This window comes from Pseudoalteromonas sp. 0303, from assembly GCF_013349995.1.
Classification (GTDB): domain Bacteria; phylum Pseudomonadota; class Gammaproteobacteria; order Enterobacterales; family Alteromonadaceae; genus Pseudoalteromonas.
In genome coordinates, this window is record NZ_JABVXF010000026.1 from 13,045 (window position 1) to 39,910 (window position 26,866).

At 40.8% G+C, this 26,866-nt stretch carries 14 protein-coding genes; 5 read left to right on the forward strand and 9 right to left on the reverse strand.

Translation table 11 applies throughout. The annotated features are described in order from the left end of the window. Positions 1-40 precede the first annotated feature (40 nt). On the forward strand, positions 41-982 hold the full coding sequence (locus HUS62_RS15850; RefSeq protein WP_175080308.1) for a sensor domain-containing diguanylate cyclase: 942 nt from the start codon (positions 41-43) through the stop codon (positions 980-982). 35 nt (positions 983-1,017) lie between these two features. Here the strand turns inward: HUS62_RS15850 and HUS62_RS15855 are convergent, their stop codons facing one another. Next, on the reverse strand, positions 1,018-3,903 hold the full coding sequence (locus HUS62_RS15855) for a pitrilysin family protein (protein WP_175080309.1): 2,886 nt from the start codon (positions 3,901-3,903) through the stop codon (positions 1,018-1,020). A 247-nt stretch (positions 3,904-4,150) separates the two neighbouring features. On the opposite strand from HUS62_RS15855, the gene HUS62_RS15860 reads away from it, so the two are divergent. Then, a complete protein-coding gene (locus tag HUS62_RS15860; RefSeq protein WP_175080311.1) occupies positions 4,151-5,107 on the forward strand; it encodes a methylenetetrahydrofolate reductase in 957 nt (318 codons plus the stop codon). Here the strand turns inward: HUS62_RS15860 and HUS62_RS15865 are convergent. The 3 genes from HUS62_RS15865 to HUS62_RS15875 all read right to left on the reverse strand — a co-directional run bounded on the left by HUS62_RS15865 (position 5,104) and on the right by HUS62_RS15875 (position 8,153). Further along, complete coding sequence (locus HUS62_RS15865; RefSeq protein WP_175080312.1) at positions 5,104-6,072, reverse strand: sensor domain-containing diguanylate cyclase; 969 nt, start codon at positions 6,070-6,072, stop codon at positions 5,104-5,106. The two genes, HUS62_RS15860 and HUS62_RS15865, sit on opposite strands and share 4 nt — an antisense overlap. 48 nt (positions 6,073-6,120) lie before the next feature. Further along, entirely contained in the window at positions 6,121-7,356 is a 1,236-nt protein-coding gene (locus tag HUS62_RS15870) for a DEAD/DEAH box helicase (RefSeq protein ID WP_175080314.1), read from the reverse strand. Between the two features lie 95 nt (positions 7,357-7,451). Beyond that, positions 7,452-8,153: a DUF3581 domain-containing protein gene (locus HUS62_RS15875; protein ID WP_175080316.1), complete on the reverse strand. Its 702-nt coding sequence runs from the start codon at positions 8,151-8,153 to the stop codon at positions 7,452-7,454. A gap of 538 nt (positions 8,154-8,691) precedes the next feature. On the opposite strand from HUS62_RS15875, the gene HUS62_RS15880 reads away from it, so the two are divergent. From HUS62_RS15880 to HUS62_RS15890, 3 genes are read left to right on the forward strand one after another with little or no spacing between them, the layout of a single operon-like run. Further along, on the forward strand, positions 8,692-9,093 hold the full coding sequence (locus HUS62_RS15880; RefSeq protein ID WP_152996533.1) for a DUF3019 domain-containing protein: 402 nt from the start codon (positions 8,692-8,694) through the stop codon (positions 9,091-9,093). Continuing rightward, positions 9,093-9,782 carry a response regulator transcription factor gene (locus HUS62_RS15885; RefSeq protein WP_175080318.1) on the forward strand — a complete coding sequence of 230 codons (690 nt, stop codon included), beginning with the start codon at positions 9,093-9,095 and terminating at the stop codon, positions 9,780-9,782. The genes HUS62_RS15880 and HUS62_RS15885 overlap by 1 nt, the downstream gene beginning before the upstream one ends. Then, the gene (locus HUS62_RS15890) at positions 9,779-10,969 is read left to right on the forward strand and encodes an ATP-binding protein (protein ID WP_175080320.1); all 1,191 of its coding nucleotides are present in this window, start codon (positions 9,779-9,781) and stop codon (positions 10,967-10,969) included. The genes HUS62_RS15885 and HUS62_RS15890 overlap by 4 nt, the downstream gene beginning before the upstream one ends. Here HUS62_RS15890 and HUS62_RS15895 read toward each other — a convergent pair. From HUS62_RS15895 to gltX, 5 genes are all read right to left on the reverse strand, one after another. Next, positions 10,953-11,795, reverse strand: coding sequence for a MipA/OmpV family protein (locus tag HUS62_RS15895; protein ID WP_175080322.1), 843 nt, complete (start codon positions 11,793-11,795; stop codon positions 10,953-10,955). The genes HUS62_RS15890 and HUS62_RS15895 overlap by 17 nt on opposite strands. A 320-nt stretch (positions 11,796-12,115) precedes the next feature. Beyond that, positions 12,116-17,437, reverse strand: a complete 5,322-nt coding sequence (locus HUS62_RS15900) for a S8 family serine peptidase (RefSeq protein ID WP_175080324.1) — start codon at positions 17,435-17,437, stop codon at positions 12,116-12,118. 254 nt (positions 17,438-17,691) lie between these two features. Beyond that, a complete protein-coding gene (locus HUS62_RS23390; RefSeq protein ID WP_175080325.1) occupies positions 17,692-22,785 on the reverse strand; it encodes a S8 family serine peptidase in 5,094 nt (1,697 codons plus the stop codon). 814 nt (positions 22,786-23,599) lie between these two features. Next, the gene (locus HUS62_RS15910) at positions 23,600-25,126 is read right to left on the reverse strand and encodes an arylsulfatase (RefSeq protein WP_175080327.1); all 1,527 of its coding nucleotides are present in this window, start codon (positions 25,124-25,126) and stop codon (positions 23,600-23,602) included. A 221-nt stretch (positions 25,127-25,347) separates the two neighbouring features. Next, complete coding sequence (gene gltX, locus HUS62_RS15915) at positions 25,348-26,832, reverse strand: glutamate--tRNA ligase (RefSeq protein WP_175080329.1); 1,485 nt, start codon at positions 26,830-26,832, stop codon at positions 25,348-25,350. Positions 26,833-26,866 lie beyond the last annotated feature (34 nt).

Genomic DNA, 26,866 nt, shown 5'->3' on the forward strand with positions numbered 1-26,866 from the left:
ATTGCTAACCTCTTATAAGAAAAACTAAATAGGTGTTTATGTGGTTGAGTCAAAAGAGTTCTTAAAATCAATACTTGATACTATTTCCGAACATATTGTGGTGATTAATGACACAGGTGATATCAAGTTTGTAAATCGCAGTTGGCAAACCTTTGGCGATGAAAATAATTGCCAGTGTAACACTCAATGGGAGGAGCAAAACTACCTTGCTATTTGCAAATCAGCTGCTGCCAATGGCGATGAATTTGGTGCAAAAGCCTACACCGGAATAAACCAAGTAATTAATCTACAACTCGCCGAGTTTTACCTCGAGTACCCTTGCCACAGTGATACCGAAAGCCGCTGGTTTATGATGCGTGCAGTACCTTTAAAACTTGGCACAACAGGTTATGTTGTGATCAGCCACTTAAATATTACCGAACGTAAAATCGCAGAGCAGCAAGTACAAGAACTCGCCCGTAACGATGGCCTAACACAAATAGCTAACCGACGTCATTTTGATGATTTTTATAAACAAGAATGGAGTCGTTGTGCACGTTTAAAGCACCCCTTGTCGTTAGCCATGATTGACCTTGATAACTTTAAGTCTCTTAACGATAACTTTGGTCATCTGGTGGGTGATATTTGCTTAAAAGAAGTGGCAAAACTATTACCAGATTATACTCGCAGACCTGGTGACTTGTGCGCTAGATACGGCGGTGAAGAATTTGTACTGGTACTCGGTAATACGCAAAGCCATCAAGCACAAAAACTCGTGACGCGTTTTATGGCAGCGCTAAATACGCTTCAATTAGCAGAGCTTGCCGATCACCCCTTGACGGTTAGTATTGGTTTAGCAACTATCTACCCTAGTAGCAGTGATGATGCCATGTTACTCATTGAAATGGCTGATAGCGCGCTTTATCAAGCAAAAGAAGCTGGCCGAAATCAGCTTGTGGTTGCTGATAACATCGAGCCATTAAACATAGAAAAATGCCCCTGATTAGGGGCATTGTTTAGAGCTTGTTTATTCAGTTATTACTGAAATACTTTTTCGACATCAAGTACTGAAATGTTTTTCGCTGGTATTGCAAGCTTATAGTCTGCAATCACTTTATCTTCAGCAACAAGTGCTGCTGGTTTTTCAGCGTTATACACCATAGGTGATGTTTGCTCTGAAGCTAGGCGCTTTTGCATGTCTTTGCCATCACCTGTAATAAACACATAATGAATATTCTCTGTTTGCAGGTTATCGCGAATAACACGGTTAACATCATCAAGGGTTAGCTTTTCAAGCTTGCCGCGCACATAGTCAACAAAGCTCTCAGTGTTATAGAACTCACTATCAAGTGCATAGCCTAACTGGCGATCTTGGCTTGCAACCATTTGTGGCACAAAGTTAATTAAGAAGTTACGAGTCGCTTCAAAATCTTCTTTGCTGATGCCATTTTTAATTAGCTTATCAAGCTCAAATAATGCCGTACGCGTTGCAAAGTGCGCATCGTTATTTGAACGAAGCGGACGTAACCACACTTGGAAAATTTGCTCTGAACGACCTAAGTTAGCATCAGGTTTAGTTTGGAACATACCACGAGGGAAGTACTCAATGTATGCATAATCACCATAGTTCATACCACGGGTTTGACGAATGCGCTGATACAAGAAGCTGTTTGAGCTGCGGTGTTCACCAAAGTAAGAGCGCACCAACCAAAGCGCTGTCCAGTCATCGCTACTACGAATTGTATCGATTGGGAAACCAAATGACACAGCGGTAGATTGCGCTGATTTTTCAACAATCGTTGCATGATGACCTTTAAGTTCTGGCGCATCAGGGATCGTTAAGCGGCTTTCTTTACCTTGTGGAAGCGATGTTAAATCTTTCAGCATAGTCGATTTAACATCACCCGGGATCGCACCAATTAGACCCACTGTTAACTTAGATTGAGTAAACTGGTTAGCATAAAACGCTTTTACATCGTCAAGTGTCAGTGCTTCAAGATCTGATAAATCGCCATAGTTATAGCTTTCATACGGATGGCCTTTATAAAGCTGATGATATAGCACTTCTTTACCTAGCTCTTCGTCATTTGACGCTTTCAGACCTGCTTTAATGCTATCAATAAGCTCTTTTTTCAGGCGTTTAAAATCATCTTCTCTAAAGCCAGGGTTTAACAACTGGTCGCTAACAAGTGCATACCACTGCGCGGCATTGTCTTTATGTACACGGCCGCGTAGTGAAATCATCTCTTTATCGATTTGATAGCCAAAGCTTCCCGCTAGTGGATATAACGCTTTTTGAATATCTTTGTAGCTCATAGTTTCTGAGCCACCTTGCGCTAGCATCGCTGCAGTGAGTGCTGCTAAACCTTTTTTACCATGTGGATCAGCCGCTGCGCCGGTATTAAATAACCAGTTAACATCAACCAGTGGTGAGCTATTTGTTTTATCAAGTACTTTAAAATGACGCTCTGTTGGGGCTTGCTCGATACTGGCAACCAAGGCATTTAAATCAACTTCTTGCTCAAAACCAGCCACTTTATCAAGCGCCGACATTGTCACCGTAGTACGGCTTGGATCAACAAAGTACTTGTTTGCTACCGCTTTGATATCTTCTGGCGTGATGCTATCAGCAGTGGCATAAAGTTGGTTAATCACTTCAGGGTCACGCTCAAAGTGCATGTAGCTTGCAAGTGTTGAAGCGATTGACTGCGATGAATCAAGACCATTTATAAAGCTGTATTTTAAGTTAGATTTTAAATCAGCTAACTTTTGCGCATCTACTAACTCAGTACGTGCTTGCGCATAAGTACGGTTAATCGCATCACGGGCTTTAGCAAGGTCCGCTTCGTTTTCGACTTTTACAAAAACATGCAGTAAACCCGGATCTTTAGTATCTGGGTTATAGGTAAACATTTGGCTGGCAATTTGTTTATCAACAACAAGCTCTTGATAAAGTGCCGAGTTATTAGAGAAATACAGCTGTGAGATCAAATCAAGAGCGGCACGGTCTTTTTGAGTAGGATCCCATGCAGTGCCTTTATAAGACACAAGCAACCAGTGGCCTGGTAAACCATCATTTTTTTCATGTACATATTTTGCGGCTTGTTGCTTTGGTTCAACAGGAATATCTGCTTGGTAATCACCTTTTTTCCAATTACCCCAATGCTTTTTCACCATTGCCATGGTCTCTTGTGGATCAACATCACCAACAATGACTAAAGATACATACTCAGGCTTATAAAATTTAGCGAAAAACTCTTTACCATAGGCCATTTGATCAGGCATAGCTTCAATGTCTTCGAAAAAGCCCATGGTGGTGTGCTTATAGGTATGCTTTTCGAATGCTTCGTTACGAACCGCAGAAAGTAACTTACGAATTGGGCTAGCATTATTCTTTAAATACTCACCTTTTACAGTCAGCGCTTCGGTGCGGAACTGCTCTTCGCTGTAAGTCAGGTTTTGGAAAATATCAGCTTCAATTTCGAGCACTTTATCTAAGTGCTCTTTTGAGAAGTTTAAGTGATAGTTAGTGTAATCGTTGGTCGTATACGCGCGATTATCAACACCCGAGTTTTTTAAAATATCTGAATACACATCTTGTGGGAATTTTTCAGAGCCTTTAAACATCATATGCTCAAAGAAGTGTGCAAAACCGGTTTTACCTGCTTCAACCTCATTACGTGAACCAACCGATACCGGAATTTGCAGTGACACAACATCTGGGTAATCTGTTTTAACTACCATCACGCGAAGGCCATTCTCAAGCTCTTCTAATAGATAATCTTGGCTAAATACACGGTTATCACCTTGGCTTACTAGCTGCTCAATTTCGACTTCTTTAACCATAGTTGACTGTGAGTTACTTACGCAGCCACTTAAAGCAAGTGTTACAGCAACACTGGTTGCTAATAATCTAAATTTCATAATGTTCCCTTGTTAGTTATTTTTCTCATAATCATTGCTGCTTGATTATGCATCAAAGCACCAGAAAATATGAGGGTCAGAGCAATAATTTATGTAAACAGGTGTGTCAATTTTGCGAAACGGTCAGCTTTAAACTTGAGTAAAATTCATAGTCATTGAAAAACTTTCAAGAAAAAAATCTATCTAGACGTCTAAATGGCTGCTATATTGTTTGGCATAGACATTAGCACGAGCTGGAATGAGGATTATGGCTTTATCATTACAAGAGAAAATTGAAGACACCAATCAAGGTGTCTACCTAATTGGTACCACACCACCAAAGTCAGGTACTGATAAAGCACAGCTTGAGACCATTGCTCAGAAGCTACTTGGTCGTTTACACGAAATTGAATACGACGGTGTAATCATCTACGACATTCAAGATGAAAGTAGCCGCATTGCAAAGCCGCGTCCTTTTCCGTTTAAAGAAACGGTAGATCCACGTGAATACAGTCAATTACTTCGCAGCTTGTCGCAACTTGATGTGATCACATATAAGAGTGTAGCCCAGCGTGGTGAAGCAGAATTTACCGAGTGGTTAAACGAAACACGTAACGACTTTGAACTAAAAAACTTAGTGTTGGTAGGTAGTCCATCATCTCATGGCGACATCAAATTAAGCCTACCAGATGCATATAAAACGCTTGCTAAGCAGAACAGTGATGTATTTTTAGGTGGCGTTACGATTGCCGAGCGTCATGCCAGGAAACGTAATGAACATGAGCGTTTAGTTGAAAAAACAGCGCAAGGTTGTAAGTTTTTCATCTCACAAGCAGTTTACAATGCCCAAGCAACGATTGATTTGATCACTAGCTATGCGCGTAGCTGTAAAGCACAAGGCACAGCACCAAAACGCATAATTCTGACGTTTACCCCGTGTGGTGGTGAAAAAACCTTAGAATTTATGGAATGGTTAGGTATTTCTGTACCAGAAGCGACTAAGTACCGTATGTTAGATTCGGCAAATACATTGAGTGAATCAGTGCGTATTTGCCGTGAGAATCTCGACTTAATTTTACAAAGCTGCGCACATTTAGATGTACCGCTAGGTTTAAATATTGAGAGCTTAACCAATCGTAAAGAAGAAATTGATGCGTCAATTAACCTTTACCGTTTACTTAAAGCAACCATGGAACTAAACCTAGCTGAGAAGCAAATAGCTTAACGTGCAGCCTTAGAGGCTTGCTTTTTCTCATACATGTCTTCATCTGCTCGTTTTAATAGCTCAGCAAAGTTTTCTTTTGGCTGAGCTATTACCCCTGAACCAATACTTAAGCTCGTAACAGGAATGCCCCGCTTCTCTAAATTAGATTGATAGGTGGTGTTGAGCTTATCAGCGATGCTGTCTATGCAATCACCGGGCTGAACTTGCAATAACGCAATAAACTCATCGCCCCCTAAGCGGCCGATAATATCGGTTTCACGTAGGCATTCTTTCATGGTGTCAGCTAAACAAATCAGCGCGAGATCGCCCACTTCATGGCCATACGTATCATTGAGTGGCTTAAAGCTGTTTATATCGATAAATAGACAACTAATATCAAAGCCAAGTCGTTTCGATATATTTAATTTATGTTGGCAAAGCAGATCTATTGCACGGCGGTTATAAATATTGGTCAGTGAATCGAGCATGGCAATTTCACGCATCTGCGTAAAGTTGTCTAACAGTGCAAGGTCATCTTCAACCATATCGCGAAGCTGCTCTATTAGTTCTAAAAAGCTCTGTTGATAATGGGTTTGTTTAAAATCCATAACACAAAAGGTGCCAAACGGATCACCACTTGGCCAGCTAATTGGCACCCCAAGATAAGACTCAAAACCATCTTTTACCAGTGGGCTGTCATCCCATTGACTATCTTGACTGGCGTGATCAACATAAAGCGGTGCCATGTCACGCAGTACTTTTTTGCAGAAGATATTATCGTCGGCGCTTAATTCAGCCCCGGCATCATAGGGATTTTCTTGTTGCTCACTGGAGACGATAATACGATATACATCATCTGTTTTATGAACGATGAAGCCTGCGGGAGCAGAAAACAACTCGGTCATGAGATCAATTGTTTTCTGCCACTTTTCTAAGGAGAACTGTTTATCAGCGCGGCGGAACGTCCATTTATTCTCTTCTAACATACTAAACTCTCAACTTTAGCCGGAGGATAGTATAAATATATGCCAGATTTAGGAACGTCTCCTACTTTTTTGCCCTAAAATACGTTTTTTATCGCGAGAGCGGCGTGCCTTATTCGTATTTTTACGAACTTGCTTTGGCTCTTTGGTTAAATCAGGCTCATAGCCTGGTAACCACTGCGGCGTGAGTCTCGTGTCGAGTAAGATATCTATTTCGTCCAATAGCCACTGCTCATCGATGCTAACCAGCGACATCGCCATCCCTTTCTCGCCAGCACGTCCTGTTCGACCAATACGGTGTACGTAGTCCTCAGCCACATAAGGCAACTCATAGTTAATCACATACTTGAGTGAGGCAATATCAAGACCACGCGCAGCAACATCTGTCGCAACCAGTACTCTTGTAGCACCTGATTTAAAATTTTGCAGTGCTTTATCACGCGCACCTTGGCTTTTATCGCCATGAATAGATTCGGTTTTTAAGCCGTCTTTACACATTTCTTTAGCAAGCACATCGGCGGTTTGTTTAGTGCGAGTGAATATAAGTACTTGCTGCCAATTTTTCATGCCAATCATGTGTGATACCAGCTCGCGTTTACGGTCTTCATCAACCGCATATACTAGCTGCTCAACTTCAACCGCTGCTGAGTTGCGTTTATTCACTTCAACTAATTTAGGATCATTTAATAACTGCTTACTGAGTTTAAAGATGCTGTCGTCAAATGTGGCTGAAAAAAGTAAGGTTTGGCGTTCTTTTGGCACATGGCGCAAGATGCGTTTAATTTCGTCAATAAAGCCCATATCAAGCATGCGATCAGCTTCATCAAATACCAGCGCATTGATACTTGAAAGCTTAATACTGCCTTTGATCACATGATCAAGTAAACGCCCAGGTGTTGCCACTACAACCTGCGCCCCTTTTATGGCTTTAATTTGTGGGCCAATACTAGCACCACCATAAGCCAGTGCTGCTTTTATTTCAGTATGCGCAGCATAACGCTCTACACTTGCAAATACTTGCTGAGCGAGCTCTCGGGTAGGTGTTAAAATTAGGACTTTAACGGCATCAGGGAGTACTTCAGCAGATAGCAAATTATGCAGTAGTGGTAAAACAAACGCGGCGGTTTTGCCCGTTCCCGTCTGTGCACTGCCCATTACATCAGCACCCGCTAAAATAAGTGGGATTGTTTGCGCTTGAATTGCAGTGGGGGTGTGATAATTCTCTTCTTGCAAGGCTGTTAGCAATGCAGGGGCAAGATTTAACTCTGAAAAGGTCGCTACTGACATAGTCTGAAGTACATTTGGCTATAAAAGCGCTATTGTACGCGGAACGCCAACAACAAAAAAGGCGCAATCAGCGCCCTTTATAGCAAATGTAAAGATTACGCTGGTTTAAGCGACTCTTTACGTTGATTATAAAAACTAATTAAGTCATCAACCGTTGCTTGGCAATAGTCACGAATGCCAGACACAAGCATGTGTTTTTCACCCGACCCTACTTTTTCGCCATTTTCTAACAGGTTGAAGCGAAGCGTGATTTTGCCGCGTTTGCCAGTAAACTCAAAATCAGGCTCAGCAAACTCTAACTCAGGTGCGCTGATATCAAGACGGTCAAGGTTAATCAGCATTGATTCGTAAATCACCATTGGACGGGCCGGATTGATCATCACATCCTGCTTACCCATCAATGGAATAATCACATGCGGGAAGGTCGTGCCAGAGAACTCAACATAGTTTTTGATTAAGCTATTTGTTAACTCAGGACATTGGCTAACAGCCCCTTCGCGTTTCACTTTTAGCATGACTTTTTCGCCATCGGTGATCGCAAACTCATCAGCACCTTCAGGGAAAGTCAGCTTTGAATTTTCATCAACCATGCCTGCAAACGTGAATTCCATTTTTTCACTGATGCCATAGCGGTTTAAAACCAGCGAAAAAAGTAAATCGCCCGGCACACAAAACTTTTTGGCATCTTTATCATGTAACGGATTGAAATCATCAGCCACTAACTTGGCAAAACGACAGCCTTGCTCACGTGAGATAGAAACGTAATCAGCATGTTGCTGATAATAAGGACTTAACATAATTGTTCACTGCTTAAACTACTTATAACCTGACTATACTACCAGATAAAATGAAAATAGAGGTCGAATCTGTTAATTATTAATCACGTGCTCAGCATGTGTTTAAATGCACCAGCTAAAATAGTGGCTTTGATAGGCTAAATTTAAATTGTATCAATTTGTACGAAACAATTAACAAATAACGCAGAATAGTAAAGACTAAGGCCCAACTAAATTTAGTGAAAAACTATTAGCTAAAACTAAATATAAATTCAGTTTCCCTTTTAAAACAACAAGCTAACTTTAGAATATAAAGAAAATACGCCAATAGGTTGAAATTACTGGCTTTGCATAGCACCTATTTGTAGCTATAACGATAAATGAGGTATGATAGACACGCTTTTTTATCGTGTAATCGCCACTCATAGGCTGCATAAATAATAATTATAATAAACGGCAAAAAAATGAGTACTCAAAGTGAGTTGGGCAGGTTACATCAGCTTTCGATGGTTATTGTTACTTTGAAGAAAAGACTTTTAAAAAACAGAGACTTGGTTAAATGATAAACCGATTTAGTTGGCTATTACTGTTTTTTTGTCTTTGTTTTTCGTCGCTTTGTTTAAGCGATGACAGTCCCGAGCAACCTTTTTTTAAAGTCTCACCCACTGTGTGTGTGACAGATGCAAAACAAAAAGCCTGTGAGTTTAATATACAGATTCATTTTCGTGTTGCTCCCTTTAAAGAACTTTGTTTAGAAATAACTCAGCGTCCTCAATATACGCAGTGTTACAAACAAGGTGGCTTAATTATCGAGAAATTAACGATTAAGACTGAGCATCCGCTTACAGTGAAGTTAATCAATCCATTGAGCAATCAAGTTGTTAAGCAACAACTACTGTCAATAGCAAGCTATGAAGCTAAAGATTACCGAATAAAACGGCGCTTTGGCTGGAGTTTATAATGCAGCATATTTTTTTAATTGAAGATGATGTGAAATTAGCAAGCTTAATACAAACGTTTTTGTTAAAGCATGGCTATACCATAGATGTATTTAATACTGCCGAAGCGTACCGTAGCAGTGAAATCACCTTTATGCCTTCACTGATCATCTGTGATGTGATGCTACCGGATGGCAATGGCTTTGAGTTAATATCTCAATTGAAAGAAAAGTACAGTTGCCCTGTTATTTTTCTAACGGCACTGGATTCCGTGCAATCACAAATTAAGGGCTTAAACCTAGGTGCTTACGACTACCTTGTAAAACCCATTAAGCCTGAACTGTTACTCGCCAAAGTTAAAACGATTATCGCCCACACCGTCGGCCAAGATAACTTTTCACACCAAATTGATATTTTGCGTATCGATAATAAAAAACGCGATATCTATTTTCATAACACAGCATTGAATCTCAATGAAAGTGAATTTGAGATCATTGCCTATCTTGCGAAAAACACCCCTGAACCGGTTTCTCGCGAGGTATTATTCAAGCATGTTATTGGCCGTGAGTATGACGGACTTGACCGAGCTATTGATTTAAAAATTAGCCGTTTACGTAAAAAGCTAAAAGAAACCATTAGCGAGCAAAAAGAAACGCTAGATATCAAGTCTGTACGAGGTAAAGGATACAGCTTGGATATTTCAAAATTATGAAGCAGCAATTTTTTAAGCTGTACTTAATTATCACAGTAAGCTTAATTGCCTTAGTTTTAGCTTTTGGCCAGCTTTATAATCAGTTTTTTTCTGAGCACATACCGAGTGTGCAAATAAGTGTTGCAGAACTTGCTCAAATTGCTGAGCAAAAAGAAACGAGGATCAGCTCCTTTAACCAAAACGAGGTTGTTTTACCTGATTCATTACAAGCCAAATTCGATAAAGATGGCATTATCAGCGTCACCGAAAACAATCAGCAGTATATATACCTCAAAGGTAATAACGGCAGCATCCAAAAAGTTGGCCCCATTTCTTTGATTTCGCAAGCCAAAACTGACTGGCTTGCATTTTTTGCCTTTTACTTTTTACTTGGTGCGATGATCTTATTATTTATTCGCCCAGTATTTCGCGATTTGAGCTTATTACAACGCGCAGCTCATCGCTTTAGTAAAAAACCGCAACGTATAGAGCTTGATATAAAACCAAATTCATCTATTGCGCCATTAGCCAGCACCTTCACCCATATGTCTGAGCGCATCAATAAGTTTGTTCAGCTACATAATGACTTATCGCGTATTATTTCTCATGAAATTCGCACTCCCCTTACCCGTATGCGATTTGCTTTGTCGATTGCCGATTTAGAATCTCAAGAAAGTAGCCAAATTGAGCGTGATATAGATGAGATTGAATTACGTCTAGAGCAGTACTTATCATTCGCTCGCTTAGAGCACCAACAAAGTGTTTTTAATCAGGAGAAAGTTAACTTAGCTAAACTGATCAACACAGAAATTGCTAAATTCGATTTATACAAAGAACTCAAATTCATTCCAGCCCTTGAAGTAGACACAGCCTATTGCGAAGCAAGCTTTATGGCAATCGCGGTACAAAACTTACTGATCAACGCCACAAAATACGCAAAACACATTATCCATATAAGTAGCACAGAACAAGCGGGTTATTACAGTATAAGTATTACAGACGATGGACCTGGCTTACCAATTAATGCGGATGCGTTAATTGAGCCTTTTAAACAAGGTGAAGGAGATAAGCTAGCGAGTGGGTATGGATTAGGACTGTATATAGTACATCGTATTGCCAGCTGGCATGGCGGTAAGATTAGCTTGGCTAACTGTTCGCAAACAGGCGGTGCAGAGATCACCATTCGTTGGCCTAAAAGTGGTAAGTAATTCCCGTAAAACCTGAGAAATAACCGTTTTTATTGATCATATGTGAGTTAGCTAAGTTGCTATCAAGCCATGTATGTTTAAGTTTAAAATCAAGGCTGAAACTGTCGCTGATCGGATATTCGTAACTTACTTTTAAGTAGTAGTTCGTGGCACTTTCTAAATTGTAGCTTAGTAAACGCGTTTTGCTTTCTGATGGATTAACCGTGTAGTAATAATCGATCAGCTCTTCATTTTTGTAATTAATACCCGCTTCAAGACCTGCAGTACCAGAAAACAATTCAAATACATGATAGCCGTTGAACAAGATTTCATAACCATTATGAACATTGGTTACATCGTGCACATACGCAGCACTTAACCACATGCCATCGTAGACGTTTACCGCAGATGACAGCCCCGCCATGTAAGAAAGGTCACGCTCTATAGGCGTTAGGTTAATCGGTGATGCGGTAGGTAATGTAGGTCGCCCAGAGCTCGAACGAACAACACCGGTGGCATAGAGTTTATCTACCCCATCCAACTCAAAGAAAAAACCATCATCATTAAAGCGCCCAAGTAAATCAACGTAGAAGTTCTCAGTTTCATAGAGGCTGTAGCCAACAGAGAAATCATCGAAATACCAGTTATCACCGTAATAAGCAAAGCTTGGCAGAATTGGCGAAGTGACATCATCAGCATCAAGTACCGGGTTTTCAATGCCTCCGTAACCCACAGTGATACTGGCATGTATTGTCGACTTTTTAATTAATTGTGGTTGTTTAACATCAGCCTGCGCAAACGCAGTTGATGCAGTTAAACAACATACTAAGCCAAACAATTTCTTCATTAACGCAATTCACCTTTATGTCATAAATAACAATTACTATGACAACTTAATACTACCAAAAAGTCTTTAGTCTTTACTTAATCCGGGACGATCATATCGCTTGCGCGCTTTATTGTATAACTTTTTTGACCAACAAAGCGGCGTAGACTGTTAATTTACGCCCTATCTTCAAACTAACACACTGAAAAAAATATAAAATAGCCTGTACATTTTGCTACATAGGTTTTCAGTTGTTAGTTATTCTTTTTAGTTATTAAAATTTTATAGACCAAAAAAAAGGGCCCGAAGGCCCTTTGTCACATAACATACTTAGGGAGTACTTAGCCTCGTTTTACGCGGCGACGAACACCTGCAAAACCAGCTAATAGAACTGTTAACCATGCAAGTGAACCACTTGATGATTTCGCTTTTTCTTCAGGAACAACGGTTGTCTCTTGTGCCGTTACCGTCACTGCTACACCTAGTTCCATCGCTTCAACACCGTCACTTACCGTTACAGTAAACTGATGCTCACCAGCTGTTAAACCTGATACTTCAGTGATTGCTGATGTTGGACTTGCGATTGTACCTGGGCCTTCCCATGAGAAAGTTAACTCATCGTTATCTAAATCATGTGATGCTGATGCATCTAGGGTAATAACGCTGCCTTCAGTCACTTGTTGAGCACTCGCCTCAACTGCCACTACCGGTGCATCATTAACTGCTTCAACCGTTAACATAAAGGTTGTGCTTGCAGCATCTGATGGGTACTCAATATCAGATACCATTACAGTTACTTCGGTCTCACCAGAGAAGTTATCATTTGGTGTAATCGTTACTGTATCGCCATCAACTTCATAGGTTACGTCGTCAGAAATTACAGATATTTCATTCTTCGAGTTCTTTTCATCAATGTGATGAACATCAAAGCTAATCGGTGTTTCTTCTGTTGTTACCATGTCATCAAGCGCTACCACAGTGATGTTGCCAGGAATGGCCAGTGTTGCTGTTGAAGTCATGTCATTCAGACCAGAGATTGCTGCTTTAGCTGCAACTTCAAGTGTTTGACCTGTAGCTGATGGCATAACTTCGGCCCATGCTGTTACTTCAAATTGTGATGACTCTGGACCTACATAGTCCATACACACCACGTAACCATCGCTGATCACTTCATCTAGATTGTTATAAGCGATTTGGATGCCACGGTAATTCTCTAGTGGACCATACTCATACTGCGCACCACGGAAGCCTTGTAGACCGATACTACCGGCAGGACGTGTCGACCCATAGTCTAGGTTATCGTATGCATAGTAAATTTCATGCTCACCTTTACCAAAGCGTGTATTTGCATTAAACAACACTTGGAAGTCAAATGAGTTATCACGTTTAGTGTAAGTGTATTTACCTGTAGTACGATCATACACTGGATCATCGTAGTCTGATGCATTATCCCACTCAATAATACCCCAACCAGTTGTCGTACTTGCAAGTGAAATACCTTCGTTAGACGATAAGCCAACTGACATTACAGAGCGTAATAAGCCATTATCAGTGAACTCCCAACCACGCCATAATGGACCCATGTTCTCATATGGGAATGAGTTATAAGGGAACGGATTATGAACAGGGTAGAAGTAACGGCTACCATTAGTATTCACTGTACCCATACCACGAATTTGGATTATCGAGTTTTGGATATTAGTATTTTCAGCATTGTTGTACAGGCTGAATGTGTCATAAGCACCATTATAGAAGCTTGCGATAGGTAACGAGTAACCACTTTGTGAGTTGTAAAGGTTGTTTTCATCGAAACCAGAAAGAATTGGCGTAATACCAAACTCTGATAAATCGACATAACCACCTGGATTTGAGTTACCAAAATCAGGCGTACGACACATTTCATCAGTGATGTTATCTGTCACGATATAATCAGGTTCAACATCGCGAGTATCCGCTTGCGTACCCGTTACAATGACTTTACCGTCAGCAATTTCAACGTTGATTTCTGATGCAGTTGAAACCATTACATTTTCTGCTTTAACATCAAGACCTGCAGGGATATCAAGCTCTAATGAGAACTCACGGTCTACACCTGAGTTGTTCGCTAACACTTCAAATGTGTAAGGCACCATATCACCTACTTTTGCACCAGTGTATGGCGCATCAAGGTGAGCAACATCATTACCACGGTTAAGCTTAAATGGAATTGAACCTAAGTTACCATGGTTTACAGCCGATGTACCTACATCTAGTAGTGAGTAGTACACGCTATCTGCATCAAGGTCCATGTCCCAATCTACAGTCATTTCAACTGTGTTTTGACCATCACTTCCCGGCAGGCTTGCAGTCATACCTGATGCAACTTGGTCAGACACAACTGCTGTAGCAAGTTCAAAGGTTTCTTCAACTGCATCAACAGATGATTTATTCGTATTATAAGCTACAACCCAATACTCACCTTCTTCAGGGTTGTTTATATTACAGAAGTTTTTATAAATCTTATGGTTAGATACACACAAGATTTCGTCTTGTGGCTGAACAATACCGTCACCATTGTAGTCTTTACCTACATATAAAACAGGGTTACCTACGTTCAAGGTGCCTTCAAGTTCTGACTCAACACCGACTGTTTCTGCAATAAAACGTTTTGAGTTAGCTGGCACAGTAACAAACTTAGTAAATGTTGCTTCATCTAAAATATCAGCCGCATCAACATCATCAGCTCTGTTAATATCCCAAGGGAAAGTACGGTCATCGTCTTTTGGTAAAGTTACCGTAGTGATATCTGCTTTAACTGGCTCATATGCGCGAGCTACAGGTGCTTCAACGCTTGGTAACACAATACCTTTAGCAACATAAGTACCTACATTTGAGTGAGCTGTCGTCTCTAATGATGATGGTAAGTTACCACGGTCATATTTAAATGCCACAGGCCAATGTGCATCAGGGATATCCGCTTCTTCAGCTTGGAAAACAAGGTTTGTATGAAGCTCAACTTCAGAGTTACTGAACCAATCTTGAGTATCCATGATTGATGCTTTAACAATGATTGTTTGTGTTTCACCTTTTTTAAGTGTGAAAGTTTTCGGGAAGATATCGATGTTCACACCATTTTGTGCTGTTTGTGTGTTTACATCAAAAGCCCAGTTTTCAACATCTTCATGGCTTACAGTCCAAGTGCCATCTTCTGTTGCTTTAATGGTACGAACCCACTGACATTCAGGCGCACATGAGAAGTTAACTAGATTTGGTAGGTTTAATTTATGTGGTGTACCACCATTGTATGGATCTGCAGCTAAGAAGTTATCAGCCGTTTCATCCATTACAAATCCCGCTTTTGCAGCAAGAGCAACATTGATGCGGCCCGCGCCCGAGCGATAGATTTTCGCATCTGCAACAACATCACTTTCGCTGTTTAGGCGGTGATATTTAACCACGTTTTCAGCAGTCATTGATAATGCAGATTGAATTTCAGCAGCAGTCCACTCTGGGTGAATTTGACGTAATAACGCCATTGTACCTGCAACATGTGGTGATGCCATCGATGTACCACTAATTGCAGCGTAATCTTGACCATGCGGAGTCACAAACGGATGCTCATCAGAGTATGCCGCGTAAATATCAACACCAGGAGCTGCTAGCGCAGGAGCAAGCACTTCAACATTAGAATAAGACGGGCCGCGTGATGAGAATTTTGCCAACCAATCAGCATCTTCAGCATCAACACGGCGCTCAATTACTGTTGGTTTGATAGTGATCATATGACCAAGTTCTGAGTAACTATCTACCCAATCCTCTAAACCATCTTCTGGATAAACACCATTCCATTGCTCATAAGTAAAGTGAACACCTGGTAATGAGTAACCTTCAGCTACAGTACCTTGGTCACGGACACGGTTGAACATGATGAAACCATCTGCACCACCGGCTTTTACGTGATCAACTTTTGCTGTACGCGCATTCGCTTCTGAATCGTTTGGATCGTGACGTTGACAGATTACAATAACATTCGTGCTACCATCAGACGCACCTTCGATTTCAGTACCATCTTTGTAGAAATTGAAAGTGTTTTCTGGGTAATCTGCAGTACAGTAACCGTTGTAATCTTTAAAACCATTGACGTCTTCGTAATCTTTAGCCCAAACAACAACACCTGTAATTTCTTCGCTGTTAATTGAACCACCAACAAGGCCTGTTTCTGACCAGCTAGGTACTTCTGAACCCAGTGTTTCGTCTGCAAAGCCAGCAAACTCAACGGCAGTTTCAACAGCTACAGTACGACCATGCGTTGTTGCTGCAACTTGTGCAAGCCAAGGAGACGAGTTATCTAAATAACCAAAGCATTCAGCTGCGCCACATGCTTGACCATTGTTACCTGCAGCCGCTGCAACGTTGATACCTGCTTCACGCGCTGCTAAGAAAGCAAGTTGCACGGGATCTGCCCAAACATTTGAATCGGCACCACCAATTGAGAAGTTGATTACATCAACACCATCAGAAATTGCATCTTCGATACCAGCAACAAGTGCTTCACCTGGGCAGCCTGCGTATTCTTCACTTGATGGGTAACATACTTGATAAGCAATAATATTTGCATGCGGTGCAACACCTGAAATCTCAGGGAATAAACCTTCTTTTAAGATATTACCATCAGTGTTTTCACCGTAGCTTGCTAGCATAAATGGCACGTCTTTGACGACGTTACCCGCTGCTGTTGAAGCTACGTGTGAACCGTGACCTTGGTAATCTTCACCAATTGCAGGCCAGCCTGGGATCATGGCATCAAATGCATCTGTGATCACATCATAAGAACGCACACCGATCAATTTATTATTACATTGAATTTCTTCAGGCTCTTCAACACAGTCACCTACATAAACACCTGAACCAAACGGGTTTTCATGCTCGTAACCATCACCACCTACAGCTGCAAATGAAGGGTGGTCTGTGTTAATACCAGTATCGATGATACCAACGATTTGGCCTTCACCTTTACCTTTGATGCCACTTGGAACGCTTGAGCCATCCCAAATTTGATCAGCACCGATATGCTTAGGACCTTCATCAGAAAGAAGATCATAATTCTTCGAACGCATTACAGAAACAACTGCACCAAGCTCTGCAACGCGCATCGCTTCTTGCTCTGTCATTTTTACAGAGAAACCATTTAATGCTTTAGTGAATTGACGGCGCATCTCTGTGCGGCCCGTTACTGCTGTCACGCTTTGCATTACAGTACGTTGTTTTGAAAGTAATTTGTTTTGATAGTCAGTTACGGCTGAGACCGCCGCTTGACCTTTTTCAAATACTTTTGAAACGCCTTGTGCTTGAAGTGTTTGTGATAATGGCGAGGTTAAATCGCGGGCTTCAAGAGCCACAGAGTTATCACGTAAACGAATAATATAAATATGTTCACCATCAATGCCTTCTTCAGCAAATTTATTTGCTTTGCTATTTAGCTGAACATTTAGACCATCGTTTTGTAGCATGTTGCTAGAGTCACCTTGATTAAACTCTTTGCTAAATGCTTTTACTTCTTCAAATGTGATATTAGGAGCTCTTAATTGGTGTTTAACTTGGTTGTTATCTACACCCGCCGCATGAGCAGCACTGGCACTATAGAGAGCTGCGGCAACAGCAATCGAGAGTGTTTTCACTTGCATAAAGTATCCCCTGGATAGTTAATTAGAATAATTATTCAAGCTCTGTGAACATCCATTTCACCGCTTGCGATTACAATATAACCACAGGGACAATTAAAAACAGGCGTACATTTGTGTAGCGTTTTGTACACACTGGTAACATTAAAGTTACTTTTAAGCTATAAAAAGATACAAACACACCAATGTAAGGTAATAATAATAAACGAAAAAAGGGCCATAAGGCCCTTTTGTTAAATCACTCATTTTTGCAAAGTTTAATCGCGTTTTAGTTTACGACGTCTTACTCCAGCAAAACCAGCAAGTAGTACCGTTAACCATGTAATTGAACCACTTGAACCTTTGTCAGAGTCAACCTCTGGTTCAGGCGTTACTTCTGTTGGTTTCTCAATACCATCTGAGTTTACAGTTAACACAAACGATGTTTGCGCTTTATCTGATGGGTTTTCGATATCAGAAACCACCACAGTTACCTCAATGTCACCATAGAAGTACTGATCTGGTGTAATCGTCACAGTATCACCTTCGACAACGTAGCTTGCGTTTTCAGCGATAATTGAGATTTCATTTTTAGAGTTTGTTTCATCAATATGATGTACTTCAAAGCTAATTGGTGTCTGCTCTTCAGTTACCATATCGTCAAGCTCAACAACAGTGATATTACCTGCAACTTCCACTGTATTTGTCACAACTTTATCAGCCGTTCCCGACATTTGCGTACGCGCTTCAAACTCCATAGTTTGCCCTGCACCACTTGGTAAAACTTCCATCCATGCGGTTACTTCAAATTGTGAAGACTCAGGGCCTACATAGTCCATACATACAACAAGGTCGTCTTGAATTACTTCATCTAAGTTGTTGTAAGCAATATCAACACCTAAGAAGCCTTCTAATGGACCGTACTCATCGATAAAACCTTTGTAACCTGCAATACCAATACTACCGCGCGCATCAGTTGAGCCAAAGTCTATATTATCGTATGCAAAATAGATTTCATGCTCGCCTTTACCAAAGCGTGTTTGCGCATTAAAAATAGTTTGGAAGTCAAAGCTATTGTCACGACGCACACCTTCGTACAGACCTGTTTCACGGTTGCGGTTAAACTCACCGTAGTCAGCTGCATTATCAAACTCAATAATAGCCCAACCACTTGATGTACCTGCAACAGTAATACCTTCTGATGAACTTAAGCCCATTGAAAGGATATCACGGTTATAAGTACCATCAGTGACAGCAAAACCACGCCATAGCGGTGCAATATTCTCATATGGGAATGAGAAGTATGGGAAACGGCTATGTGCAGGTTGTAGATAAGGTGAACCTAGGTTATCAATGGTACCGATACCTTTAACCTGAATAAAGTTGCTATACCAGTTTACGTGATCATAGTTATTGTAAAGACTCAAACGGTCCCATTGACTACCCCAAACTTGGGTTACAGGAATAATCCAACCACGACGATAATTTGGTAATCCATTGTCAGCAAAACCTGATAGCACAGGGGGCATACCAAACTCGCTTAAGTCAACATAACCACCAGCGTTTGAATTACCAAAATCAGGGGTGCGACACATTTCGTCAGTGATACTGTTTGTTACGATATAATCTGGTGCTACATCACTAGTATCAAGCTGAGTACCCGTTAGAGTTAACTTACCATCAGCCACTTCAACATTGATATCTGATGAGCTCGAGATAAGTACGTTATCTTCGTGAAGCGCTAAACCATCTGGAATATCAAGCTCGAAGCTGTATTCACTATCGATACCAGTATTGTTCGCCAGTACTTCAAATGTAACAGGAACATAGTCGCCAGCTTTCACTTTTGCCTTTGGTGAATCAACATGGATGTGGTCTTTACCACGAATAAGTTTAAGTGGAATTGAACCTAAATCACCCATATTTGTAGCAGAACTACCAACATCAACAAGCGAGTAGTAAACGCCATCAACATCCATTTCCATATCCCAGTTGATAGTCATATCAACCGTATTTACGCCATTACTTTGTGGTAGAGTTGCGCTTAGTTGCTCTGATATCTGATCTGTTACAACCGCAGTAGTGAAGCTAAATGTCTCAACAATATCGCCTTCTGGGTAATCATTTTTGTATGAGTTATAGATAACAGCCCAATACTCACCCTCTTCAGGGTTGTTGATATTACAGAAGTTGTTATAAAGCTTATGATTAGATACACATAAGATCTCGTCTTGAACTTGGATTTGACCATCACCGTTGTAATCTTTACCGACATAAATAAGCGCATTACCAGCATCGTTTGTGCCTGCTAGTTCTGACTCAGAGCCCATGATTTCAACCGTTAAACGCTTAGCATTCGCTGGTACACTAATAAACTTAGAGAATGTTGCTTCATCAAGTACATCAGCTGCATCAACTGAACCTTCAACACGATTGATATCCCAAGGATAAGTTTTATCGTTATCTTTAGGTAGAGAAATCGTCTCTAATTCAGCTTTTACCGGCTGGTATACACGCGCAACAGGTGCATCAACATTTGGTAGTTGAATGTTAGGGGCTGTGAAAGATCCCTGATTTGTATGCACAACTTTATTTAAGCGCGATGGTAAATCACCACGGTCATATTTAAATGCCATTGGCCAATGAGCATCAGAAATGCCTTCTTCGGCCGCTTTAAAGTGTAAGTTTGAATGTAGCTCAACTTCAGAGTTACTAAACCAATCTTGGGTATCCATGATTGATGCTTTCACAACAATTGTTTGCGTTTCGCCTTTTTTCAGTGAGAAAGTTTTTGGATAAACATCAATGTTTACACCGTTCTGAACTGCTTGATTATTTGTATCAAATGACCAGTTCACCACGTCACCGTGCTCAACCGTCCACGTACCATCTTCAGTTGCTGTGATAGTACGAACCCACTGACATTCAGGTGCACAAGTAAAATCAACTAGGTTAGGTAAGTTCAATTGATGTGGAGTACCACCATTGAATGGATCTGCAGCTAAGAAGTTCTCTGCTGTTTCGTCCATTACAAAGCCGACTTTAGCAGCTTTAGCAACATTAATACGACCCGCGCCTGCACGGTAGATTTCAGCAGTATCAACGACGTCAGTTTTATCATTTAAACGATGATATTTAACGAGGTTTTCTGCAGTCATGGTTAATGCTGACTGCACCTCAGTGGCTGACCAATCAGGATGAATTTGGCGTAGTAACGCCATGGCACCTGCAACATGCGGTGAAGCCATAGAAGTACCGCTAATTGCGTTATAATCTTGGCCATGAGGCGTTGTGAACGGGTGCTCATCTGAGTAAGCAGCTAAAATATCTACACCTGGAGCAGCTAAAGTTGGCGCAAGAATTTCAACATTAGAATAAGATGGGCCACGTGATGAGAATGTTGCTAACCAGTCAGCATCTTCATCATTGACTTGTCGTTCAATTAGAGTCTCTTTGATAGTGATCATGTGGCCTTTTTCTGAGTAGCTATCAACCCAGTCTTCTAAACCATCATTAGGATAAACACCATTCCACTGATCATAAGTAAAGTGCACACCCGGTAATGAATAACCTTCTGTCACTGTAGCCTGTTCTCTATCGCGGTTAAACATGATAAAACCATCTGCACCGCCTGCTTTTACGTTATCTACTTTTGCAGTACGTGCGTTTGCATTAGGGTCGCTAGGTTCATGGCGTTGACAAACTACAATAACATTGGTGCTACCATCTGCTGCACCTGCGATTTCAGTGCCATCTTCATAAAAATTAAAGGTATTTTCTGGGTACTCTGCAGTACAATAGCCATTGTTATCTTTGTAGCCATTTACATCTTCATAGTCTTTAGCCCAAACAACTACACCGGTAATTTCTTCGCTATTGACCGCACCACCAATTAAGCCTGTCTCTGACCAGCTAGGCACTTCTGAACCAAGCGTTTCATCAGCAAAACCAGCGTACTCTACAGCTGTTTCAACGACAACAGAGCGACCATGCGTTGTTGCAGCTACCTGAGCAAGCCATGGCGATGAGTTATCAAGATAGCCAAAACACTCAGCTGAGCCACATGCTTGACCACTGTTACCTGCAGCCGCTGCAACGTTGATACCCGCTTCGCGCGCAGCTAAGAAGGCAAGTTGGACAGCATCAGCCCATACATTTGAATCAGAACCACCGATAGAGAAGTTGATTACATCAACACCATCAGAAATTGCATCTTCAATACCGGCAACCAATGCCTCACCCGGACATCCCGCATAGTCAGCACTGTCTGGGTAACACACTTGATAAGAGATGATGTTAGCGTGCGGTGCAACACCTGAAATTTCAGGGAAAACATCCTCTTTGATGACAACACCGTCAGACTGCTCACCTAGCCCCATTACCATGTATGGTACATTTTTAACTACGTTACCCGCCGCTGTTGAAGCAACGTGTGAGCCGTGACCGCCGTAATCTTCACCTATGGCCGGCCAGCCAGGGATCATGGCATCATAAACATCAGTGATCACGTCATATGAACGCACACCGATTAATTTGTTATTACATTGAATTTCTTCAGGCTCTTCAACACAGTCACCGACATAAACACCGTCACCAAACGGGTTTTCATGCTCGTAACCATCACCACCTACAGCTGCAAATGAAGGGTGATCTGAGTTAATACCGGTATCGATGATACCAACGATTTGACCTTCACCTTTGCCCTTAATACCACTTGGTACGCTGTTACCATTCCAAATTTGATCAGCACCAATATGTTTTGGGCCTTCATCTGACAATAAGTCGTAATTTTTAGAACGCATTACCGTTGCAACAGTACCAAGTTCTGCAACACGGCGAGCTTCTCGTTCAGTCATTTTCACTGAGAAGCCGTTTAATGCTTTAGTGAATTGACGACGCATTTCAGTGCGGCCTGTTACGGCTGTTACAGAGCTCATTACTGTTTGTTGCTTACTTAGTAATTTATTTTGATACTCAGTCACTGCAGCAATTGCAGGCTGGCCTTTTTCAAATACTTTGCTTACACCTTGTGCTTTCATAGTGCGTGCTAATGGCGACTCAAAATTGCGCGCTTCTAAGGCAACTGAGTTTTCACGAAGAGTCACAATATAAACATGCTCGCCATCAAGGCCTTCTTCTTTAAATTTATTCTTTTGGCCATTCACTTGTACATTTAAGCCGTCGTTTTGCAGCATATTTTGCGAGTCAGCAGTATGGAACTCTTCTGTTAACTTGACGATTTCTTCAGTTGTGAAACTAGCTGGTTTTAAAACATTAGCTTGTTTAAATGGCTGGTCTACGCCGACAGCATGGGCTGCACTGGCACTATAAATTGCTGCTGCAACAGCAATCGATAAGGTCTTAACTTGCATAAGTATCCCCTGGATAGTTGGTAAGTATAGTTATTCAAGTTTTGCGAATATCCATTTCACTACTTGTATAGACAATTCAATCACAAAGGGAGTTAAAAGAAAGCTACATACGTGTAGCATTTTGTACTTCAGGTTAACAAATAACTTGCCAAAATAACGAGAACATCAACTTTAAGCTTATAAAACAAGCTATAACGTTAAACAACAATTCTCAGCTATTGTCTGAATGTGAACTTTTTATCGTTTTATTTAAAACTCAACAAATTGATTCTATTAACAAATATGCAAGCTCAGTTACATTTTTATTCGTATTTAATCCAAGTAAAAGTGCTTATAAAAAGTGACTTATGCAATCTAGCCAACAATTTTTAACAACAAATATGTGCTAACAGCGATAAAGTAATTGCATTAAATTGAGATGAAAATCATGACTAGACTACTAATTTTAATCACCAGTTTTTCTCTTATATCAGTCTGCGCCATCATGGGTTTAAGGCTAAACAGTCCCTGAAACTGGTTTACCCATGAATTAAAAAAAACAGCGCTTACAGGAATTTATAAGTGAACAACAGGCTATTTAAAGTGGCGCATATTATTTAGGTGAAGTTGAAGGGCTTAGTTGTCTTGGTAAGCGTTCAGTACAATCTGGTGGTTATAGCACTACAGAGATAAATAGTATTGCTATTGAGCAGCTAAAACTTGAAGTAGTAAATATAGGTGGCAATGGCTACTTAGTTGAGAGTTGTAAAGACTTTACCAGGGATTATCAAAACTGCGATGTTGCAACCTTGTGTTCTGGTAAAGTCTTTGCTTTTTAGCGGTTTAACGCTTGCTTTGAAATCATCTCAGCAACACTACCCACTTGTACTGACATACTCTCTTGGCTAGGTGGAAAAGCCTTAAAGGATTTTACAAACTCTGTAATTTGATTACCTGCTGGGCCTAAGATCCAACTACGGTTTTCTGCCCACTCATCATAACCCCTAGCATCAATGAAACGCTCAAATGGATCCATTTTTAAGTTAATAATATAAGGTGAAGTAAGAGCTTGCTGTGTAGACCTAAACCAATGATTTTGTTCTGTAAAGATTAATTTCCAGTCACCGTAACGCATTCCATGAAAGGTAGTTTCGGTGAAATAATAAAACTCTTTACGCTTTGTTTTGCCATTATTTAGCAAAATATCACTTTGATCGAAACCATCTAAATGAACCTTATATTTTTGACCATTGATTTTGGTGCCTTTTAATAAATTAGCTTTTAAATCTTTATCGCCAACCCATGACATGATCGTTGGCATCCAATCTTCCATTGTCATGAACTCACCTGTGCTCACGCCTTTAGGAATATGACCAGGCCATTTAACAACCATAGGTACTCTGAAGCCACCTTCCCAGCCACCAACGCCTTTTTCACCATGAAATGGCTGGTTGCCACCATCAGGCCATGAATTTGAAGCTGCACCGTTATCTGTAGAAAACATCACTATTGTATTATCAGCTACTTTAAGTTCATCAAGTAAGTTAAGTAACTCACCTACATCATCATCCATTTCGGCCATACCATCAGCATATAAACCAAAGCCAGTTTTGCCGTCATAAGCTTTATTAAGGTTAGTTTGGTAATGCATACGAGTTGTATTATGCCAAACAAAGAAAGGTTTATTTTGTTTTACTGCATCACGGATAAAGCGTTTTGACTCTACAAGTACTTCTTGGTCTAAATTGCGTTGACGCTCTTTCCCAAATGGACCAAGATCTTTAATCTCTTGCTTGCCATTACCAAGCGCTTTTGAATGAATGACCCCACGCATTTTTAAACCAAACTTCTCTTGTGTTTTAGCGTCTTGAGGATAATCTTGCTGTTCTGGGTACTCACCGGCATTGAGGTGATATAAAATACCAAAAAATTCATCAAAGCCATGATTTGTAGGTAAGTGTTCATCACGATCACCTAAATGGTTTTTACCAAACTGGCCTGTGACATAACCCTTTGATTTGAGCATAGTTGCTAAAGTCGGATCTTTCTCTTGCAAGCCTTGTTTCGCGCCTGGGAGCCCTACTGTACTGAGACCAGTACGCATTGGATACTGACCTGTGATAAATGCAGCGCGGCCAGCAGTGCAAGAGGCCTGTGCGTAATGGTCCATAAATATCATGCCATCATTAGCAATTCTATCTATGTTTGGGGTACTGCCTCCCATCATGCCTCGATGATAGGCACTAATGTTCCACATACCAACATCGTCACCCCAAATAACAAGTACATTGGGTTTATCTGCAGCAAAGCTTGGTAAACTAAAACCTAAAATGGTCAAACAGACCAATACGTATCTAAACATCACTTTCTCCTTGAAATCTTACTAAAGCATTTGCCTCAGTTTCAAAAATCCCTCGCTTGCAGTTACCTTATACTGCTTCATTAAGATATATCTACAAGTGATAAATTGTGTATATTTAATACTATTAGAGCAGCCCTTATTTACAAGTTAAATCTGCATTAACTTTGATTTAAATATAAAAAAACCGAGCATAAAGCTCGGTTTTGGGAGTTACATTATGGTTATACTTGTGGATAATCGCGGTATGCACGCTCAATTTTTTTCGCTTGCTTTTTAGACACACCAAGATGTGCTAGTGCAACACGTAAACGAGCACGTGATAAATCAGAACCTAAAATTTCCATCGCATCAAGTACTGAAGTTGAAGATGTCTTACCTGTGATAGCCACAAAGATTGGCTCAAGGAAGTCTTTAATCTTCAATTCATGGAAAGTCGCCACTTCTTTTGCGATAGCAAAAATCGCTGGTTTTTCCCAACTGCGTAAACCTTCTAATTGCCAGATGAAGAACTGTAATGCTTGACGGATTACATCTTCATCAGCTTTACCTGCCGTTAATAGCGCAGGATCATAGCTTGGAATACCACCTACAAAATGACCGGCAAGGTCAACCATATCAGAAAGCGTATTAATACGCGTTTTTGCTTCTGGTAATACTTTAGTGAATAGCTCTGTATTAAATTTCCAATCTACAAAACGCTGCATTAGCTCTGCATCAGATAAGTTTTCACGGATCCACATACCGTTTAGCCAGCTAAGCTTATCGATGTCGAAAATAGGGCCACCAAGCGACACACGTTTCATATCAAAGTGTTCAATCATCTCTGCTAGCGTGAACTTTTCACGCTCATCAGGCATTGACCAACCCATGCGGCCTAAATAGTTTAATAGTGCCTCAGGTAGGTAGCCCATCTCTTTATAGTAATTGATTGAAGTTGGGTTTTTACGCTTCGATAATTTTGACTTATCTGGGTTACGAAGTAACGGTAAGTGACCTAGTACAGGCGCTTCCCAACCAAAATCTTCGTATAATTTTAATAGCTTAGGCGCTGAATTGATCCACTCTTCACCACGGAAAATGTGGCTAATTTGCATGTGGTGATCATCAACAACGTTGGCAAGGAAGTAAGTTGGGAAACCGTCAGCTTTAAGTAGCACTTGCATGTCTACATTTTCCCATGGGATCTCAATTTCGCCACGTAGGTAGTCGTTAAACTTGAACGTGCCTTCGCTTGGGATCTTCATACGGATTACGTAAGGTTTACCCGCTTCAAGGTTTGCTTTAATTTCATCTTCAGAAAGATTTAAACCACGACCATCGTATTTAGGGCGTAGGCCTTCGGCCATTTGCTCTTCACGCATTTGGTCTAGTTCTTCGCTCGTAGCAAAACAGTAAAAAGCTTTACCCTGTTCAACTAACTGATGCGCAAATTTCTTATATAAATCGCTACGCTCAGATTGACGGTATGGACCAAACTCACCGCCGACATCTGGACCGTGATCCCAGTTTAAGCCTAACCATTGTAAGCTATCCATAATAGCTTGCTCTGATTCTGGCGTACTACGAACTTGGTCTGTATCTTCAATACGTAACACAAACTCACCGCCTTGCTGCTTAGCAAAACAGTAGTTAAATAATGCGATGTATGCAGTACCTAGGTGCGGGTCACCAGTCGGTGACGGAGCAACACGGGTGCGAATTGTCATGGTTATATCTCTCAAAAGACAATTAAAAATTTGC

Coding starts and splice junctions, on each gene's coding strand:
- HUS62_RS15865 (WP_175080312.1), bottom strand. CDS start 6,072: ATGTTAGAAGAGAATAAATGGACGTTCCGCCGCGCTGATAAACAGTTC.
- HUS62_RS15910 (WP_175080327.1), bottom strand. CDS start 25,126: ATGTTTAGATACGTATTGGTCTGTTTGACCATTTTAGGTTTTAGTTTA.
- HUS62_RS15895 (WP_175080322.1), bottom strand. CDS start 11,795: ATGAAGAAATTGTTTGGCTTAGTATGTTGTTTAACTGCATCAACTGCG.
- HUS62_RS15875 (WP_175080316.1), bottom strand. CDS start 8,153: ATGTTAAGTCCTTATTATCAGCAACATGCTGATTACGTTTCTATCTCA.
- HUS62_RS15880 (WP_152996533.1), top strand. CDS start 8,692: ATGATAAACCGATTTAGTTGGCTATTACTGTTTTTTTGTCTTTGTTTT.
- HUS62_RS15855 (WP_175080309.1), bottom strand. CDS start 3,903: ATGAAATTTAGATTATTAGCAACCAGTGTTGCTGTAACACTTGCTTTA.
- HUS62_RS15860 (WP_175080311.1), top strand. CDS start 4,151: ATGGCTTTATCATTACAAGAGAAAATTGAAGACACCAATCAAGGTGTC.
- HUS62_RS23390 (WP_175080325.1), bottom strand. CDS start 22,785: ATGCAAGTTAAGACCTTATCGATTGCTGTTGCAGCAGCAATTTATAGT.
- gltX (WP_175080329.1), bottom strand. CDS start 26,832: ATGACAATTCGCACCCGTGTTGCTCCGTCACCGACTGGTGACCCGCAC.
- HUS62_RS15885 (WP_175080318.1), top strand. CDS start 9,093: ATGCAGCATATTTTTTTAATTGAAGATGATGTGAAATTAGCAAGCTTA.
- HUS62_RS15870 (WP_175080314.1), bottom strand. CDS start 7,356: ATGTCAGTAGCGACCTTTTCAGAGTTAAATCTTGCCCCTGCATTGCTA.
- HUS62_RS15890 (WP_175080320.1), top strand. CDS start 9,779: ATGAAGCAGCAATTTTTTAAGCTGTACTTAATTATCACAGTAAGCTTA.
- HUS62_RS15900 (WP_175080324.1), bottom strand. CDS start 17,437: ATGCAAGTGAAAACACTCTCGATTGCTGTTGCCGCAGCTCTCTATAGT.